The sequence below is a fragment of the Pseudomonas sp. 2957 genome (assembly GCF_031456345.1).
Taxonomy (GTDB): Bacteria; Pseudomonadota; Gammaproteobacteria; order Pseudomonadales; family Pseudomonadaceae; genus Aquipseudomonas; species Aquipseudomonas siliginis.
The window spans coordinates 250,113-267,905 of record NZ_JAVDUL010000002.1 but is presented as its reverse complement, the minus strand read 5'-3'; the positions used below and the strand labels follow the sequence as shown (position 1 = coordinate 267,905).

The 17,793-nt window shown below is 58.7% G+C and carries 14 protein-coding genes; 11 read left to right on the top strand and 3 right to left on the bottom strand.

Annotated elements, in window-relative coordinates; genetic code table 11:
* Positions 1 to 3: 3 nt before the first annotated feature.
* Positions 4 to 918 (bottom strand): LysR family transcriptional regulator, encoded by a 915-nt coding sequence (locus J2Y39_RS06825; protein WP_225926638.1) that lies wholly within the window; start codon positions 916 to 918, stop codon positions 4 to 6.
* A gap of 270 nt (positions 919 to 1,188) precedes the next feature.
* On the opposite strand from J2Y39_RS06825, the gene J2Y39_RS06820 reads away from it, so the two are divergent.
* From J2Y39_RS06820 to pgm, 4 genes are all read left to right on the top strand, one after another.
* A complete protein-coding gene (locus tag J2Y39_RS06820) occupies positions 1,189 to 2,211 on the top strand; it encodes a zinc-dependent alcohol dehydrogenase family protein (protein ID WP_095180096.1) in 1,023 nt (340 codons plus the stop codon).
* A gap of 551 nt (positions 2,212 to 2,762) precedes the next feature.
* On the top strand, positions 2,763 to 4,229 hold the full coding sequence (locus J2Y39_RS06815; RefSeq protein ID WP_236169046.1) for a hypothetical protein: 1,467 nt from the start codon (positions 2,763 to 2,765) through the stop codon (positions 4,227 to 4,229).
* A gap of 49 nt (positions 4,230 to 4,278) precedes the next feature.
* Complete coding sequence (locus J2Y39_RS06810) at positions 4,279 to 5,679, top strand: PLP-dependent aminotransferase family protein (protein WP_310216184.1); 1,401 nt, start codon at positions 4,279 to 4,281, stop codon at positions 5,677 to 5,679.
* Positions 5,680 to 5,787: 108 nt separating this feature from the next.
* Positions 5,788 to 7,434 carry a phosphoglucomutase (alpha-D-glucose-1,6-bisphosphate-dependent) gene (gene pgm, locus J2Y39_RS06805; RefSeq protein ID WP_095180093.1) on the top strand — a complete coding sequence of 549 codons (1,647 nt, stop codon included), beginning with the start codon at positions 5,788 to 5,790 and terminating at the stop codon, positions 7,432 to 7,434.
* Between the two features lie 54 nt (positions 7,435 to 7,488).
* On the opposite strand, the gene J2Y39_RS06800 is transcribed toward pgm, so the two are convergent.
* Positions 7,489 to 8,184: a pirin family protein gene (locus J2Y39_RS06800; protein WP_305380849.1), complete on the bottom strand. Its 696-nt coding sequence runs from the start codon at positions 8,182 to 8,184 to the stop codon at positions 7,489 to 7,491.
* Between the two features lie 259 nt (positions 8,185 to 8,443).
* Between J2Y39_RS06800 and J2Y39_RS06795 the strand changes: the two genes are divergently transcribed.
* A complete protein-coding gene (locus J2Y39_RS06795; protein ID WP_310216180.1) occupies positions 8,444 to 10,918 on the top strand; it encodes a UvrD-helicase domain-containing protein in 2,475 nt (824 codons plus the stop codon).
* Positions 10,919 to 10,968: 50 nt separating this feature from the next.
* On the opposite strand, the gene J2Y39_RS06790 is transcribed toward J2Y39_RS06795, so the two are convergent.
* Entirely contained in the window at positions 10,969 to 11,241 is a 273-nt protein-coding gene (locus J2Y39_RS06790) for a DUF1652 domain-containing protein (protein ID WP_041480416.1), read from the bottom strand.
* A 265-nt stretch (positions 11,242 to 11,506) separates the two neighbouring features.
* Between J2Y39_RS06790 and J2Y39_RS06785 the strand changes: the two genes are divergently transcribed.
* The 6 genes from J2Y39_RS06785 (at position 11,507) to J2Y39_RS06760 (ending at position 17,718) form a co-directional block, all read left to right on the top strand.
* Positions 11,507 to 12,319, top strand: coding sequence for a nuclear transport factor 2 family protein (locus tag J2Y39_RS06785; protein ID WP_310216177.1), 813 nt, complete (start codon positions 11,507 to 11,509; stop codon positions 12,317 to 12,319).
* A 52-nt stretch (positions 12,320 to 12,371) separates the two neighbouring features.
* On the top strand, positions 12,372 to 13,778 hold the full coding sequence (locus J2Y39_RS06780) for an FAD-binding oxidoreductase (protein ID WP_252884278.1): 1,407 nt from the start codon (positions 12,372 to 12,374) through the stop codon (positions 13,776 to 13,778).
* A gap of 31 nt (positions 13,779 to 13,809) precedes the next feature.
* The gene (locus J2Y39_RS06775; protein ID WP_252867673.1) at positions 13,810 to 14,154 is read left to right on the top strand and encodes a cupin domain-containing protein; all 345 of its coding nucleotides are present in this window, start codon (positions 13,810 to 13,812) and stop codon (positions 14,152 to 14,154) included.
* Between the two features lie 55 nt (positions 14,155 to 14,209).
* Entirely contained in the window at positions 14,210 to 15,295 is a 1,086-nt protein-coding gene (locus J2Y39_RS06770) for a polyamine ABC transporter substrate-binding protein (RefSeq protein ID WP_310216172.1), read from the top strand.
* A 463-nt stretch (positions 15,296 to 15,758) separates the two neighbouring features.
* Positions 15,759 to 17,204 (top strand): serralysin family metalloprotease, encoded by a 1,446-nt coding sequence (locus tag J2Y39_RS06765; RefSeq protein ID WP_095180087.1) that lies wholly within the window; start codon positions 15,759 to 15,761, stop codon positions 17,202 to 17,204.
* A gap of 91 nt (positions 17,205 to 17,295) precedes the next feature.
* The gene (locus J2Y39_RS06760; RefSeq protein ID WP_191636954.1) at positions 17,296 to 17,718 is read left to right on the top strand and encodes an AprI/Inh family metalloprotease inhibitor; all 423 of its coding nucleotides are present in this window, start codon (positions 17,296 to 17,298) and stop codon (positions 17,716 to 17,718) included.
* Positions 17,719 to 17,793 lie beyond the last annotated feature (75 nt).

Below are 17,793 nucleotides of genomic sequence, written 5' to 3'. Positions count from 1 at the left end.
TTCCTAAAGACTATCCGGATCTCCAAAAAACATCTGAATCCGCGACCTCAACCACCGCTCTCCCGGGTCGTTATCCTGCGACCCACGCCAGGCCATGTGCAGTTCAAACGTACGCGTCGGCAGTGGCGGATCTTCAGCACGAAGCCCTCCAGCTGCGGTCAGTGCGTCCGCCGTGTAATCCGGCACGGTCGCGACGATATCGGTGCCCGCCAGCAGCGTGCCCAGTCCGTTGAACTGCGGTACCGCCAGCACCACGTGCCGTTTGCGTCCGAGTTTCTCCAGTTCTTCATCGACGAAACCACTGAGGTCGCCAGCGAACGACACCAGTGCATGCGGTCGGGCGCAGTAGTCGTCCAGGCTCAGCGGCCCCGGCACGGTGTCGGCGCGCAGCAGCTTCGGTGCGCTGCGGCGCAGGACCTTGCGCTTGGCGTTGGCCGGTAGGTCGGTGGTGTAGCTGACGCCAATCGAAATCTCGCCGGAGGCCAGCAGGCCCGGCATCAAGATGTAATTGACCCGCCGTACCACGAGGACAATGCCCGGTGCTTCGGCGCGCAGACGCTTGAGCAGCATGGGCAGCAGCGCGAATTCGACGTCGTCGGACAAACCGATGCGAAACACCGAGGTGCTGGTCGCCGGATCAAAATCGGCGGCACGACTGACGGCGGTCGAGATCGAATCAAGGGCAGGCGAGAGCAGGGCGAAGATTTCCACCGCGCGGGCGGAAGGTTCCATGCTGCGGCCGGTGCGGACAAACAAGGGATCGTCAAACAGGCTGCGCAGACGCGACAGCGCCGCACTGATAGCCGGTTGGCCGAGGAACAATTTTTCCGCGGCCCGAGTCACACTGCGTTCGTGCATCAATGTTTCGAACACGATCAGCAGGTTCAGGTCGACACGACGCAGGTCATTACGATTCATCTGGAGTCCTGGCAGAGTCATCAAACTTGACGAGGGCGGCCATATGAGAACAATGGCCGGCATGAATCTTACGGGGAAAGGCTGGTACTCTGCACCGGAAAATTCAGCTTTACTGCGACGGTGGCAGGCCTTTTTTCATGGATTTTGCCAATGCCGCCCTTGATGCGGAATCAATGACAGGCATGTCGACTATTAATAGCCACTGATGGTCTTGGGTCCAAAGCCCAGATAGAGTTCATGGCATTAGAGGTTACTTTGACGAGGTTTGCGATGTCCCGCACGATCCGTTTTCACAAGTTTGGTCCGGCCGAGGTGCTCAAATGCGAAGAGCATGCGGCTGCTCAGCCAGGTCCTGGCGAAGTGCAGGTGCGTGTCGAGGCAATCGGCATCAGTTGGTACGACACCCTGTGGCGCCAGAATCTGGCGTCGTCCCAGGCACGTCTGCCTTCGGGCCTCGGTCATGAAATGGCTGGCGTGGTCACTGCGGTGGGCGCTGATGTCGAAGACCTGTCCGTCGGCGACAAAGTGGCCAGTTTTCCTGCGGAAAGCCCGAACGACTATCCGGTTTACGGCGAGTCGATCGTCCTGCCGCGCACCGCGCTGACCCGTTATCCCGATGTGCTCAGCCCGATCGAAGCGAGCGTGCATTACACGCCGCTGCTGATCGCCTACTTCGCTTATGCCGATCTGGCGCGGGTCAAACCGGGTCAATTTGCGCTGGTGACTGACGCCAGCCACTGCGCCGGCCCGTCGTTTGTGCAATTGGGCAAGGCGCTGGGTGTGCGAGTGATCGCCGCGACCAAATCGGCGGAGGAGCGGGAGTACCTGCTGTCCCTCGGTGCGGAGAAGGTCATCGTCACCGAAGAGGAAGATCTGTTGATGCGTATCAACAAGATCACCGACAACCGCGGCGTCGATGTGGTGTTCGATGGTCTTGGCGGCCCGCAGATGTCGTTGCTCGGCGATGTGCTGGCGCCACGCGGCAGTCTGGTGCTGTACGGGCTGCAAGGTGGTAACCAGACCCCGTTCCCGGCGTGTGCAGCGTTTCAGAAGAACATTCAGTTCTTTGTGCACTGCATCGGCAACTTCACCGGCAAGCCGGAGCTGGGCATTGTCCAGGACCACGTCGCTCTGCAGCGTGCTTTGCGTGACATCAACCAGTTGACCGCTGACCGCGTGCTTTTGCCGCTCAAGACTCGTGTATTCCCGTTCAACGAGTTCGTCGAAGCGCATCGCTACATGGACGAATGCCCATGCCGCGAGCGAGTGGCCCTGCAAGTGGAAACCGCGTAAATCCACCCATCAGAGTCCGTGGCCCCCACGGACTCTTTTCTGTTTATACCCTCCGCTGTCAGTAAACCCTCCCCGATATCGAAGCATTGGCCTTTTCAGCAACTGAACTGGTTTTTGCCGTTCATCTGTATCTTCTAATCACACTATAAGCACTGATAATTGAATGATTACTTTCATCTCAAGGAATGAGCTATGGCTGTGCATTCAATTTGTCCGAGGCAATATCAAATGGCTGGCTCAGCTGGCTTCGTCAATTTCTGTTTAATTGCTGTAGGGCGATTCGGAAGTTGCTTCTCTTTTTCTTGTAATGATTTGGCGTGGGACGTTGTGGGAAGTTTCCTCAGAACATTGTTGAGTGACGAAGGGCCAATGAATACGGGTGGTTGAGCGTCCAGCCTGGCATCTGGAAGGCTTTGTTCAGGTGAAGTGTTTCAAATAACTACAACTTTGTAAGTGTTAGCATTTCAGCGTCTATTACTTATTGATCCAATTGCCGCGCGCCTACTGTCATGTCTGCGCGGCATGAAACTTTTGATACCGGGTAAATACCGATGAGCACGATCCATGATCAGGCAATGAACTATGTCTATCAGCAAGTATTGCAGCGTTTGCTGAGTTTCTTTTCCCGAGCCGAGCGCACGGCATTGCAATTGCTGATACAGCGCTTGGTGGTGGCCGCTGGCGGCATGGAAAACATTGGGCAATTCAAGGTGCTGGTGCCTCAGTCCGGCCTGCGGGACGGCTGCTATACCCTGGCCTTGCTCCGGGCCGCTCAGTTGACCATTGCCGGCCGTGCTCCGGCGACCTTTCAGCTGCGCGTGGCTTCCCTGCGCTGGAATGGCGACAGCCCGCTCGCCCTGCAAAACCTGCATCGCAGCTACAGCGCGCTATTCCTTTATGACGATCCGCGGGTCGAGGTGCTGATGGTGGATAACCGCGAGGTCCTGCCGTTCGACCATCGCACGCCTGTCAGCAATGAAGGGCGCGAGGCCAGCCGGGTCAGTCTGCTGCTGGTGGGGCACTGTCGCACCTGGCTGGAAACACCTGAATTATGGGATGACGCCTACCTGGCGACGGCCGAGTACTACAGCCAGATCGCGCGCTGGAACAACGGCGTCGACGCCATGATCAGCACCGAAACCAAAGGCAGTCAGCAGCATTTCCTCGAAGGCCTGAACCGCGCGATGCAGCGAGTGGCAATACCGGCTCCAGGCCTGGTCAATGCCGGATTCGAAACGCTTTTTCCTCTGCTCGACGAGCTCGGTGATGACTTTTATCGGGAACTGCGTGCCGATGATGACCGGACCGTGTGGCGGCCGGAAGGCGAATTCGAAGCCTGCCGGCGCACCAGTTTTATCGACATCAATGACATGATGGTCGGCAAGCTCGAGGATCGCTGGCCGCTGTTGGGCGAGTTTCTCGGTTATGAACCTGATGATCTGGCGCTGTACCAGGGCGAAGCGGTGTTTGCTGATCCTTTGATCTCGGCACATGTGCGAGGTTTGTACGCACGGTTCATCGAGGGGCGCGCCTATGAGGCGGGCATCGACGATTACGTCCGGCACACGCTGGCCGACATGCGGCGAAAGCAGGTTGCCGAAACCGTCTGCGAGCACTTGCTGGCCAGCTACGACAACGCCGGCGGGCCAGAACAACTGCGGATGCTTGCCGAGGATTACCTCAGCAATGGTTTCGGATTGACCGAAACGCAGTTGGCGTGCCTGCTGTTTGCGCCGTTCATCGACAACGGCAAAGGTCTCGAACGCTTCCTGCGCAATTGTCATCCCGGCATGCTGGTCGCCATGCCGGACCTGCACCGCGCCATGCAGGGTCTGCACGCACCTGAGCAGGTGATGAAGTGGCTGACGGAAGTCAGCGGCTTGCCAGTCAGGCTGTTGAACCGCCTGTATGCAATGGGTCCTGTGCAGATTGATGCACCTGCGCAATTCTCCTCGGAGAGTTCGGGTTCGGACGAGGCGCGTTCGGCTGCGCCGTTCGAGCGGTCGACGGAACGCTGACGGTGAGCCAGAGCCTGGATTGTGAACCAATATCTACGGAAATGAGGGTGTGAAGGGCGCGCGGGACAACGACTTTGTTTATCAGGCAGTTTATCGATATCTGACAACGTTGATTGATGCTGCCGGGGGTGGTGCGGCGGTACGCATGCCTTCCTTGCGACAACTGGCGGACCGGCTGAATGTCTCCATCTCAACGGTGCAATACGCCTATTCGCTTCTGGAAAAGGAAGGCCGGGTCTATTCGATCGCCAAGTCAGGGTATTACGCGCAAGCGCAGTTCAGCATGGATGCACCCGGCAACGGCAATGACCTGCTGGAGACCGTGTACGTCAACGCCAGGCGTCCCGGGATGTGTGTGTTGAGTGCTGACGAACCGGCCTCGCTGCAACCGTTGGACAGTCCGTTGCTGACCTCGGAACGTGAGCTTTTGCGTCAATACCCGCGTCAGTTGCAGACATTCGTGCAGCCTTGCGGTGAACTGGAACTGCGGGTTGCGCTGGCGGCGCGGTATACCAGCTCGACAGAGCACTTCTGGCATGCCGATGACATTTATATCGGCGCTGATCTGCGTGGCGTCCTGGAGATTCTGATTTCGGTGCTTGGATTGCGTCAGGCCACCGTGATTGTCGAATCACCGTGCGACTGGGTCATCCTGCGCCTGCTTGAGTCGTGCGGGGTGCGCGTGATCGAGTGGCCATTGCTTGCCCGAGGCGTGCTCGATCTGTCGTCACTCGAATCACTGCTGAAGAACGAGCCGGTTCGTTTGATCCTGCTGTCTTCCGTGCTGAGCATGCCCCAAGGCAACGGTTTCACTCGCGAGTGTCAGCAGGCCACGGCGCAGTTGCTCAATCATCATGGCGTCTGGGTACTGGAAAACGACTGCTACAGCGAGCTTGACGAGCGCAATGATTCGCAGCGTTTGCGCAGTTGGCTCGATCCTGATCGTCTGCTGGTGTTTTCCACTTTCGAGAAATTCATCGGCGCCGAAGCACCATTCGGCTTTGTCTTGTCGCGTCACTGGCGCGAGGAATTGCAGCGCCATTTTCTGCTGCGGGCGTTTCGCTTGTCGCCCATTCGCCAGAAGGCAATTGCGCGGCTGTTGAATGGCGGACGGCTTGATCAGCATTTATCCGTGTTGCGGCGGATGCTGGGTGAGCGGCGAGCCGTGTTGATCCAGACACTGCGCGAACGCCTGGGCGATACCCTGCAGATTGGCGAGCCGCCGGGCGGGGCGACGGTGTGGGTACGTTCGTTACGCCCGGTCGACATGGCAAGCGTCTTTCACCGCCTGCTCAAGCAACAGATCATCGTCGCACCGGGCGAGCTGTTCAGTCTGCAGGGCTTGCATGCGGATCATCTGCGTTTGAGCGCGCTGAACCATGGCGAGCGGGATTTGCCGAGTGTCATCGGCTTGCTCGGCGATGCCTTGCGCCTGTCGCCCGGCCAATAACGTTAAAAAACATCGGGCGAGTTTCGGATACATCCCGTCGCACAGTGGTCAAACTGCCAGTAAACTGCGCTGCATTTCCTGAACCACTCCGATTTCAGAGGTTTTTGCATGACACTCAGTCCTTTTGCGGGTAAACCGGCACCGGCAGAACTGTTGGTCGACATCCCGCGACTGGTTACGGCCTATTACACCGGCCAGCCTGATGCATCGATTTCTACCCAGCGAGTGGCGTTCGGCACGTCCGGCCACCGCGGCAGTTCGTTCGATTTAAGTTTCAACGAATGGCACGTTCTGGCCATCAGCCAGGCGATCTGCCTGTATCGCGAAGCCCAGGGCATCACCGGCCCGCTGTTCGTCGGCATCGACACCCATGCATTGTCGACCCCGGCCGGCGCCAGCGCACTGGAAGTCCTCGCCGCCAACGGCGTCACCGTGATGATCGCCGAAGGCGATGAGTACACCCCGACCCCGGCAGTTTCCCACGCCATTCTCTGCTACAACCGCGGCCGTACCTCTGGCCTGGCGGACGGTATCGTCATCACGCCGTCGCACAACCCGCCACAAAGCGGTGGCTACAAATACAACCCAACCAACGGTGGCCCGGCCGATACCCACATCACCAAGTGGATCGAAGCCAAGGCCAACGAGCTGCTGGCGAACAAACTGGCCGGGGTTAAACGCATCAGCTACGAGCAGGCGCTCAAGGCCAGCACGACCCATCGCCACGATTACTTGAACACTTATGTCGCCGACCTGATCAACGTCATCGACTTCGATGCCATCCGCGACGCCAAGCTGCGTCTGGGTGTCGATCCGCTGGGCGGAGCAGGGGTGCGCTACTGGTCGGCCATTGCCGAACACTATCGTCTCGACCTGGAAGTGGTGAATAAACAGGTCGATTCAACGTTCCGTTTCATGACCGTCGACTGGGACGGCCAAATCCGTATGGATCCGTCGTCCAGCCACGCAATGCAGGGCCTGATCGGCCTGAAAGAGCGTTTCGACGTGGCGTTTGCCTGCGACCCGGATCACGACCGCCACGGCATCGTCACGCCGTCCGGTGGTTTGCTCGCGCCGAACAACTATCTGGCGGTATCCATCGACTACCTGTTCCAGAACCGTCCGCAATGGCGCGCTGATGCCGCCGTGGGCAAAACCGTGGTCAGCAGCGGCCTGATCGACCGCGTGGCCAAGCGCCTGGGCCGTCGCCTGTACGAAGTGCCGGTCGGTTTCAAATGGTTCGCCGATGGCCTGTTCGATGGTTCGCTGGGTTTTGGCGGTGAAGAGAGTGCTGGCGCTTCGTTCCTGCGCAAGGATGGCGGCGTATGGAGCACCGACAAGGACGGTCTGATTCCTGCCTTGCTCGCCGCTGAAATGACGGCGCGCACCGGGCGCGATCCAAGCCAGGCCTACCGCGCGCTGACCGACGAACTGGGCGAACCGTTCTCGGTACGCGTCGACGCCAAGGCCAACCCTGAGCAGAAGGCACTGCTGAGCAAGCTGGCGCCGGAGCAGGTCACCTCGACCGAGCTGGCAGGCGAGAAGATCCAGAGCATCCTCAGCCATGCACCGGGCAACGATCAGGCCATTGGTGGTCTGAAAGTCATGACCGAAAACGGCTGGTTCGCCGCGCGCCCTTCGGGCACTGAAGACATCTACAAGATCTACGCCGAAAGCTTCCTCGGCGACGACCACCTCAAGCAACTGGTGGCCGAGGCGCAAACTTTGGTAGATGGCGCCATTTCCAGCAAATAATGCGCACATGAAAAAGGGCAACCATGAGGGTTGCCCTTTTTTATTGCCTGCAGATCAAGCCAGGTCGACCAGTACGATCTCGCTGTCTTCGATTGCCGTGACCGTCAGCACTTGCTCATGGGCCACCGCCACACCGTCACGCGCTTGGGCACGCAAGCCATTGACCTCGATCACGCCAGTGGCCGGAACCAGATAGGCGCGACGCCCTTCGTCTAGCCGGTATTCGGCGGTTTCACCGGCCTTGATGTTCGCCGCCACCAGGCGCGCATTGGCGCGAATGTGCAGGCTCTCATCGTCGCCGTCCTTGCCGCTGGCCAAGGTGACAAAACCTTCGCGCTCGCCTTTGGGAAACGGCTTGGCGCCCCACGACGGCGGCGCACCGGTTTCGGTCGGCAGAATCCAGATCTGGAAGATCTTGGTTTCCTTGTCTTCTAGGTTGTACTCGCTGTGGGCGATGCCGGTGCCGGCACTCATCACTTGTACATCACCGGCTTCGGTGCGGCCCTGGTTGCCCAGATTATCTTGGTGCGTGATGGCACCTTCACGCACGTAAGTGATGATTTCCATGTCGCGGTGCGGATGCTGCGGGAAACCGGTGCCTGCGGCGATGATGTCGTCGTTCCACACGCGCAAGTTTCCCCAGCTCATCCGCTGCGGATCGTAGTATTCGGCAAACGAAAAGTGGTGATGCGCGTCCAGCCAGCCATGATGGGCGCCGCCCAGCGAGCTGAAGGGTCTGAGTTCAAGCATGATCGTCTCCTTAAATTAGGTTCGTCAGGGGGCGGGCCCCGTGGTTGATGACGACGATCATCTATCAGGCAATCATCGATAAAAAGCGCAAAAACTGCCGCATCATGATCAGTTTATTTGATGAGAATGTGCCTCGAAATCGTCTCATCCGACTTTCAATTCGTCGCCTAAACCGATGACCTGTAAGCATTTCGCTAGAACTCATCAGCAAATCCAGACACCATAGCCGCCACAGCCTCACACCCTGGAGTCCGTCAGCGTGGCGCAACACACCCCCGATCTTCCCCCTGAACTTCGTCCACTGGCCGAGATGCCCTGGTTCAAGCGTCTGGCTGCGCGATTCTTTGGTCACGGTCTGACAAAATTGCGCGCCCAGCACCGGGCATCGTGGCTGCACGGGCAAGCCGACGGATTTCGCAGTGGCCACACAGCCGGCGTCGAGTACGGCTTCAAGGAAGGCAAGCTCGAGGGGCTGGAAGAGGGCCGTCAGGTGCTGCTGATTCGCGACAGCCGCAACACCGAGCATCGGCCGCCCAGTGTCGATAACCACCTGTTCGATGACTGGCGCCTGCCGCTCACCGCCGAATTGAAAAAACGCATCAAGGCTGACGTCGCTCGTTTGCTCCCGGCCCACGCCCAGCCCAGCGCCGCGCAATGGAAAATGATCTTCAGCGATACGCCGTCCACCTCGGTGGTCGCCGGTGCGGGCGCCGGCAAGTCGACCACGCTGGTGCTGCGCATACTGTTGCTCAGCCATTATCTGGGTTTTGAGCTGGATTCGATGACTGTGGTGACCTTCACCCGTGAATCGCGCAAGGACTTCATTAACAAGCTCATCGAAATATTCACGTTGTGGGGGCAGCCGCTGAACCTCAAGCAGGCGCGCGAACTGGTGCGAACCTTCCACTCGCGCATCCTGCCGATGGTGCGCAGCCTGCCGGGTTTCGAGCGCTTGCAGGCCTTCGAGAACCTCAGCGATCGCCCGCAAAGTGGCGCAGAGGAGGTCGACAGCAATCCGTTTGACCTGCGGATCAACGACGCGCAACGGCAGCAACTCAATGCCTGCTACCACCGCTTGTTCAACGAGGATGAGCGTTTCCGCCAATTGATCCAGCCGCTGTCCCGCGCGGGTTTGCAATTAAAGGAACTGGAACGCGACCACCCCGATGTGCAGAAACGCATGGCGGTCACCGAACTGGCGGCCAAGCGCGATGAAGAGCTCTGCGATGTGATTGAAGATTTATGGTTTCGTGCAGGGGCGTGGCCCATTAAAGGCATCGAGCCGAATCGGCAGGCCTTCGAAATCAATGGCTCGAAGTTCCACGCTCACGGCTATATTCCCAGCCTCGATGCCTGGGTGGTGCTCGGCTTTGATCCCAAGGAAAACGCCCAGCTGACTCGACCCAACGCCAAGCTGAGTGTCCGTGCAGAGTGGGCGGTCAAGCGCACTCTGTTTCAAGCTTTCTGCCGTAAGCCATTGATATGGCTGGATAGTTACGAGTCATCCAGGCGCGTTCTTGCGACGTTGGCCGGAGATGCCAGCGCCGGTCCCGGCTTTGATTACAAGGTCAAAGGCGAGCTGGCATCCGCGCCATTGCTGGATTGTTTTGTCGCCGCAGCAGGCTTTATCGAAAACCTCGGCCTGGATGTGCCGGACGCGGTCAGTCGGATGAGCTTCGCCAAGGACGATCCCGATCGCTTTTTCTTTGAAGCCCTGAGCCTGTTCTGGCGCGCATTTGAAGATCATCTGCTGGATCAGAAACCGCCAGTGATGACCTACAACCGCATGTTCGCGTTGTTCAGCGAGCACTCGCCGGAAAACCTCAAGCTGCTCAGCGATGAGTTGCTGCGGCCTATGGCGCATTTGATGATCGATGAGTTCCAGGACGTATCGCCGCAGATCGTTTCGTGGATTCGCGCCAGCCTCAATGAAATCCGCAGCCGTGGCCCGGCCATGCACGTTGGGCGAGGGGCGCAGCGGTCGTCGCTATTGTGCGTCGGTGATGACTGGCAGTCGATTTACGGCTGGCGCGGCAGTTCTCCGAGTTACTTCATGGAGTTCAACAAGGAATTTCCGTCGCCGAGCACCACGCGGGTCATGCTCAGTGACAACTACCGCAGCCACCAGCACATCATCGACGCCGCTGAACACATTGTCCGTGCAGCGCCGGCGATCGCAGGCAAGAAGGCCAAGGCCAGTGGTGAGCCCAAGCCGCTTCACCCGGTCAACGTGCTTGAGCGTGACGATGAAGCGCTGGGGCAGCGTCTGGCCGAGCATTACCGGCGGGGTGATTCAATCCTGATGCTTTATCGAAAAAGCAGCGATAAGTTATTGATTGAGCAGCATATTCAGCCTGTACTTAATGTGGATTCGAGCTTGCCCTATGACGCGCGGCGGCTGAAACAGCTGACCTATCACAGCGCCAAAGGCTTGCAGGCTGATGCGGTATTCCTGCTGGGTGATTGCCAGCATCTGACCAGTTCTCCGTACAAGAACCAGGTGTATCGCATGGCGGGATTGGGCAAAAGTGGCGATAGCGAGCCGTACGACAATGCGCAAAAAGACGAAATCCTGCGCCTTGCCTACGTTGGTATCACGCGCGCCGTCAGCCATTGCTACTGGTACGTCGAACCGCAGGAAACCCAAGCGGTAAACATGCCGAGGGCATCGGATCGAGTTGCCAAGGGCAAGCCGTTCTTCGTCGATCATCGAACCGAGAAGGCCAGCGCCTGATCAATAAAAAAGCCCGCATCGCTGCGGGCTTTTTGTTTTAAATCAGGCGGTTATGCGTAGTTCTTGAGAGATTCCGGAGGAGTGAAAGCTTCCAGCTCATCTTCGATGGCCTCGATGATGCGCTCGACGTCCGCCGCGTTCATCACCGTTGCGCAGGGAATGCCAGCGATGGCGATCATGGTTTCGCCGCTGGCACGATCAAACAGACGGGCGATCAGGCTGCCCGGCGCATCCATCGTCGCCTCGAAACCCATGGGATGAAAATGCCAGCGCATCAGCTGGCAAGCATTTGGAAAGGTGACTTTGCTGAACCCTTTATTCATGGTGTTGCCCGCCTGCTTCATCGAGCGCTTCCTTTTGCTCATGTTAGGTGGGAAGAGCCTTCATTGGCTCAACCAGTGCTTGAGCTTTAAAAGTAGCATCCGTGTGTGAAAAAACTGTGAGTTTTTTCAGTCCGTTTAGCGATTGATTCGCATTTTTTGATGTAAGTCACTGGCTCATCGATTATCGCCAAAATGCCACCATGGATTTTCCATTGAAGCGGCAGAGGAAGTTGGGCAAGCTCGGTTCTTTTTTGCCGAGCCGCTTATGCACGCCGATGACGACGGCCCAGAACAGACCCAGGCCACGGCCGCCACGGTCATGCGCTATCACCTGAGCTGGAAACACCGGGATCTGGACAGCGTCATGGCGCTTTATCACGCCGATATCCAGTACAGCGATTTCTTTCAGAATCGCGTACTCAGACTGGATGAGTTACGCGACTACGTGCGCGTGAGCATGCCGCGAGAATCCGACGAACTGCTCGAGCATTGCGACCGCATCCGGGTGGATGGCAACACCGCGTTCATTCAGTACGAGGTGACCTTGCGTGGCGGCGATGGCCTGGTGTCGTTTCGTTCCAGCGAAGCGATCACGGTCAAGGACGGCCTGATATGGCGCGTCAATGAATACGCCTCGCTGGTGCGTACCCAAACCAACGGCAGTTCGGCACCGAGCCGTCCGGCGGTCAGTCGTCTCGGTCTGTCACCGCGCCAACTGAGCTTCATGGCCGAAGACCTGCAGCAGTATTTCGAGAAGCAGCAGCCTTATCTGGACCCTGAGCTTGACCTGCAAAGGGTGGCGAAGGAGTGCGGGTACAGCCGCAATCAGATTTCCTATCTGCTCAATCAGGTACTCGGGCAAAGCTTTTATCGCTACGTCAACCAGGCGCGCCTGCAGCATTTGCTGCGTGCACTGGACAGCGCCGCACCGCCATTGCGCGTTGACGAGCTGGCGTTTGCCGCCGGTTTCAATTCGCTGTCGGCGTTTTACAAATGCTTTCGCGAGCACACCGGCCAGTCGCCCAAGGCCTACGCCAAACAAATTTCTCTGCGGGCACGCGCGCAAGACATCCACTGAAGGCAGCCACTAGGATCTACGCCATCGAAGGTTTTCAGTGGCGGAGTCTGGCATGTCGGCGTGGCGCACGATCAGTTTGTGGATGGATCAGCTCGATGAGCCGCTGCTGGCGCGCCCTGCGCTTGAGCGGGATCTGGATGTCGACGTGGCGATCATCGGCGCCGGTTACACCGGACTGTGGACGGCGTACTACCTGAAAAAACAGGCGCCCGGCCTGGATATCGCCATCATCGAGGCGCAAACCGCCGGGTTCGGTGCGTCCGGACGCAATGGCGGCTGGCTGATGGGTAACTTGCTGGGTGAGGATCGCTTGCTCGCAGGCTTATCGCCGCAGCAGCGCAGGGCTTCGTTTGATCTCCTGCACAGCATCCCCGATGAAGTGGAGATCGTCGTTGAACGCGAAGGCATCGACTGCGATTACCGCAAGGGCGGGGTGCTTTATTGTGCGGCGCGCTACCCAGAGCAGGAAACCGTGCTGCGCGATTACCTGAGCAAGCTGCATGCCCAAGGCCTGACTGACGACGATTACCGCTGGCTGAGCCCTGAGCAACTGGCCCAGCAGATCCGCGTGGCCAAGCCCTACGGCGGCATCTTCGCCCCCCATGTCGCGACCATTCACCCAGCGAAACTGGTCCGTGGCCTGGCGCGTACCGTGCAGAACATGGGCGTGAAAATCTACGAAAACAGCCCGGTTACCCACTGGCAATCCGGCAGTTTGCGCACTGCCAAGGCCAGCGTGCGCAGCCGTTGGATCGTCCCGGCCGTAGAAGGCTATTCGGTGACGTTGCCGCCGCTTGGTCGCTATCAGTTGCCGGTGCAAAGTCTGATTGTCGCCACCGAGCCGCTGTCCGCTGCGACCTGGGACGAAATCGGCCTCAATCGCGGCCAGGCCTTCAGTGAATTCAGCCGTCAGGTCACCTATGGCCAGCGCAGTGCCGACAACCGCCTGATTTTCGGCGCCCGTGGCGGTTATCAGTTCGCCGGCAAGCTACGCCATGACTTCAACCTCACTCGCGATGAAGTCGAGTTGCGCCGCTATCTGTTCGGCGAACTGTTCCCGCAGCTGAAAAATGTGCAGATCACCCACGCCTGGGGCGGCAACCTCGGCATGTCGCGCCATTTCAAGCCGCACATGCTTTGCGACCGCGCCAACGGCATCGCGCTATCGGGCGGTTACGGCGGCGAGGGCGTCGGCGCCAGCAACCTTGGCGGGCGCACCCTGGCCGATCTGATTCTCGAGCGCGACAGCGAGCTGACCCAACAACCGTGGGTCCTGCCCGACGGTGGCATTCACGCGCTGCGTGCCTGGGAGCCAGAGCCATGCCGCTGGCTCGGCTACAACGCGATCATCAAAAGTTTCGTGCATGAAGACCAGACGCTGGCCAATCCGGCGACTGCGCCCTGGCGGCGCAAGCTCGCCAGCCAAGTCGCCGGGTTCATGGAAGGTTTCATGCACTGAACGCCGTTTCCCTCAATAAACAGGTCACGTCATGAGCATCACCCAATTCAAGAACACCGCCGCGCTCGAACTCGAGGAGTCCAACCCGGTCGCCGTGCCCCTCGGCGAGCCCGTCGCAATTGCCTCGACCACCAGCGTCGAGCGCGATGACGGCGTTGAAACCGGCGTCTGGGAATGCACCCCGGGCCGCTGGCGGCGGCAGATCACCGCGCAGGAGTTCTGCCATTTCATTTCCGGGCGCTGCACCTTCACCCCCGACGGTGGTGGCGAAACCCTGCACATACAAGGCGGCGACGCACTGATGTTGCCAGCCAACACGCTCGGGATCTGGGATATCCAGGAAACCGTGCGCAAGAGCTACGTGCTGATTTTCTGATTGTTCGATCCTTTGATTGCCTGCCAACAAAAAAAGCCCATACAGGAATCGCCCCATGATCCAGAAAACCCTCGCATTGGCGCCGCTGCTGCTGGCCGCTTCCGTCAGTCACGCGGCCGAGACGGTCAAGGTCTACAACTGGTCCGACTACATCGCCCCGGACACCACAAAGAATTTCCAGAAAGACACGGGCATCGGCGTGACCTACGACGTCTACGACAGCAACGAAACCCTCGACGGCAAATTGATGACCGGCAAATCCGGTTACGACGTGGTCTTCCCGTCGAACCACTTCATGGCGCGGCAGATTCAGGGTGGGGCGCTGAAGAAACTCGACAAGAGTCAGTTGCCGAACTGGAAGAACCTCAACCCGGCACTGCTCAAAGCCTTGCAGACCAACGACCCGAACAACGAGCACGGTTTCCCTTATCTGTGGGGCAGCACCGGCATCGGCTACAACATCGCCAAGGTCAAAGCGGTGCTGGGCGACGACGCGCCGGTGGATTCCTGGGATCTGATCTTCAAACCCGAATACATGGAAAAACTGCAAAAGTGCGGCGTGGCGATCCTCGACAACGGCCCGGAACTGCTCCCGGCGGCACTTAACTACCTCGGCCTGCCGCACCACAGCAAGAATCCCGAAGACTACAGAAAAGCCGAAGCTTTGCTGATGAAAGTGCGGCCCTACGTCAGCTACTTCCATTCCTCGAAGTACACCAGTGACCTGGCCAACGGCGACATCTGCGTAGCAGTCGGCTTTTCCGGCGACATCCTGCAAGCGGAGAACCGCGCCAAGGAGGCCAAGAACGGCGTCGAGATCGGTTATGCGATTCCCAAGGAAGGCGCGGCCATCTGGTTCGACATGGTCGCCATGCCCGCCGACGCACCGGACGAAAAGGCCGGCTACGCCTTCATGAACTACCTGCTGCGCCCGGACGTCATGGCGGGCATCACCAACTACGTGCACTACGCCAATGGCAATGAACAGGCGGACACGCTCATCGATCCAGCGATCAAGAACGACACCAAGGTGTACCCGAGCCCGGAAATGATGGGCAAGCTGTTCGCGCTGGAAGCGATGCCGCTGAATATCGACCGGATCCGGACGCGGGTTTGGAACAAGATTCGTACCGGCAGCTGAGTTTTTTCAGGCCAACGTACAAGACCCCTGTGGGAGCGAGCCTGCTCGCGAAGCGGTTTGTCATTCGACTCTTATGTTGACTGGCTTGGCGCCTTCGCGAGCAGGCTCGCTCCCACATTTGTTATTCAATGAATCAGCATAGTTGATATCAAAGCACTGGCACCGCTGACTGAAAGTGTGACTTGCCCAACAAATCCAAACTTACCGATATTTAATATTTAAATAGAAAATCGTCAGACAATTTGCGCCCTCGCTACAACTAAAAACAATCTTTCCTCCCCGCACGCTTTGTTTACGGCAGTTTCCTGATACCACCAAATTGGATCGCAAAAAAATCCTTTACGACAGATTTCCAATTGTGTCAGGTTCGTTACGCCTTCATTGGGCGAGTGATAGGACGATCTCGCCAAAGATCGTCCTGTCGGACAAAAACTGTTCCATTGCTAAACAAGGAAGTGTGTTTATGTCGAAAGTTAAAACCAATGCTGTTGATTCCGCCGAACAAGCTTTCCAGCTGGCTGCCTTCAGCTCGGCGTACAACCAGATCAATAGCTTCAGCCATCAGTACGACCGTGGCGGCAACCTCACGGTCAATGGCAAACCCTCGTACTCCGTCGACCAGGCGGCTACGCAATTGCTGCGTGACGGCGCTGCCTATCAGGACAAGGACAGCAGCGGCAAGATCGAACTCACCTATACGTTCCTGACCTCGGCCTCGAACAGCACGATGAACAAGCACGGGATCACCGGGTTCAGTCAGTTCAGCGCGCAGCAACAGGCGCAGGCCAAGCTCGCCATGCAGTCCTGGGCCGATGTGGCCAATGTCACCTTCACCGAGAGAGCCTCGGGCGGCGACGGGCACATGACCTTCGGTAACTACAGCGGTGGCCAGGATGGCGCTGCGGCGTTTGCCTATCTGCCGGGGACCGGCGCCGGTTATGACGGCACCTCGTGGTACTTGATCAACAGCGGTTACACGCAGAACAAGAACCCGGATCTGAACAACTACGGTCGTCAGACCCTGACCCACGAAATCGGCCATACCCTGGGCCTTGCTCACCCTGGCGACTACAACGCCGGCAACGGCAACCCGACCTACAACGACGCGACCTACGGCCAGGACACCCGTGGCTACAGCGTCATGAGTTACTGGAGCGAGAGCAACACCAACCAGAACTTCAGCAAGGGCGGCGTCGAAGCCTATTCGTCCGGCCCGCTGATGGACGACATCGCAGCCATCCAGAAACTCTACGGCGCCAACACCACCACCCGCACCGGCGACACCACCTACGGCTTCAACTCCAATACCGGCCGCGATTTCCTCAGCGCGTCGTCGTCGAGCGACAAAGTGGTGTTCTCGGTGTGGGATGCCGGCGGCAAGGACACCCTGGATTTCTCCGGTTTCACCCAGAACCAGAAGATCAACCTCAACAGCGCTTCGTTCTCCGACGTTGGCGGCATGGTCGGTAACGTGTCGATCGCCAAGGGCGCGGTCATCGAGAACGCGATTGGCGGTTCGGGCAGCGATCTGTTGATCGGCAACAGCGTGGCCAACGAGCTCAAGGGCGGTGCCGGTAACGACATCCTGTACGGCGCTGGCGGTGCCGACAAGCTGTGGGGCGGCGCCGGTTCGGACACTTTCGTGTTCGCCGCCAGCTCGGACTCCAAGCCAGGTGCGATCGATCAGATCCTCGATTTTGTCAGCGGTCTGGACAAAATCGACCTGACCGGCATCACCAACGGTGCGGGCCTGCACTTCGTCAACAGCTTCACCGGTTCGGCCGGCGACGCAGTGTTGACCTCGTCGGGCGGCAATAGCCTGTTGTCGGTGGATTTCTCCGGGCATGGCGTGGCTGACTTCATCGTCAGCACCGTGGGCCAGGCAGCGACCAGCGACATCGTGGCGTGATGTGAAAGGAAAGCGGCGCCTCGTGCGTCGCTTTCTTCGCTTGCATCGGCCTGATCCCCGAGCAAGGCTACGAGCGGAAGTGAAATTTCCTATGACTCGATACGTTTTAACTGACACGACGATGGCATGGCTGATGGCAGTCACGCTGATGATGACCGGAGCGACAAGCATGGCAAGCAGCCTCAGACTCGAAGAACCCTCGGCATTCGCCGGGCGCTGGCAGGCCACATTGACCGGTCACCACGACACGCCCGAAACGCGGTCGTTGCAAGACAAGCCGTCGAACACATGCGTTGTCGATCTTGCGCCAGACAAGACCTTGGGCGAGGGCGCCGATTGTCTGGGCGCATGGTTGAGCGAAGCCCCGATTGGTTGGTTTCCAGAACCCGATGGCATTGCCATCACTGGCAAGGAGGGTTCGAAAATCGCCTTTTTCAGCCGCCGGGGGGATGGCTCTTACGCAAGCAGGTTGAGTTCGCAATTGCTTATCTTGCTCGAACGCATCGGGCACTAAGCGGTGGCTGGGTAGTTGCGCGAAGTTGATGTACTGCAATAACCGAGCGTTATAACCGCGAAGCCGATCAACTTG

Coding starts and splice junctions, on each gene's coding strand:
- J2Y39_RS06815 (WP_236169046.1), top strand. CDS start 2,763: ATGAGCACGATCCATGATCAGGCAATGAACTATGTCTATCAGCAAGTA.
- J2Y39_RS06820 (WP_095180096.1), top strand. CDS start 1,189: ATGTCCCGCACGATCCGTTTTCACAAGTTTGGTCCGGCCGAGGTGCTC.
- J2Y39_RS06785 (WP_310216177.1), top strand. CDS start 11,507: ATGCACGCCGATGACGACGGCCCAGAACAGACCCAGGCCACGGCCGCC.
- J2Y39_RS06800 (WP_305380849.1), bottom strand. CDS start 8,184: ATGCTTGAACTCAGACCCTTCAGCTCGCTGGGCGGCGCCCATCATGGC.
- J2Y39_RS06775 (WP_252867673.1), top strand. CDS start 13,810: ATGAGCATCACCCAATTCAAGAACACCGCCGCGCTCGAACTCGAGGAG.
- J2Y39_RS06790 (WP_041480416.1), bottom strand. CDS start 11,241: ATGAATAAAGGGTTCAGCAAAGTCACCTTTCCAAATGCTTGCCAGCTG.
- J2Y39_RS06765 (WP_095180087.1), top strand. CDS start 15,759: ATGTCGAAAGTTAAAACCAATGCTGTTGATTCCGCCGAACAAGCTTTC.
- J2Y39_RS06825 (WP_225926638.1), bottom strand. CDS start 918: ATGAATCGTAATGACCTGCGTCGTGTCGACCTGAACCTGCTGATCGTG.
- J2Y39_RS06770 (WP_310216172.1), top strand. CDS start 14,210: ATGATCCAGAAAACCCTCGCATTGGCGCCGCTGCTGCTGGCCGCTTCC.
- pgm (WP_095180093.1), top strand. CDS start 5,788: ATGACACTCAGTCCTTTTGCGGGTAAACCGGCACCGGCAGAACTGTTG.
- J2Y39_RS06780 (WP_252884278.1), top strand. CDS start 12,372: ATGTCGGCGTGGCGCACGATCAGTTTGTGGATGGATCAGCTCGATGAG.
- J2Y39_RS06760 (WP_191636954.1), top strand. CDS start 17,296: ATGACTCGATACGTTTTAACTGACACGACGATGGCATGGCTGATGGCA.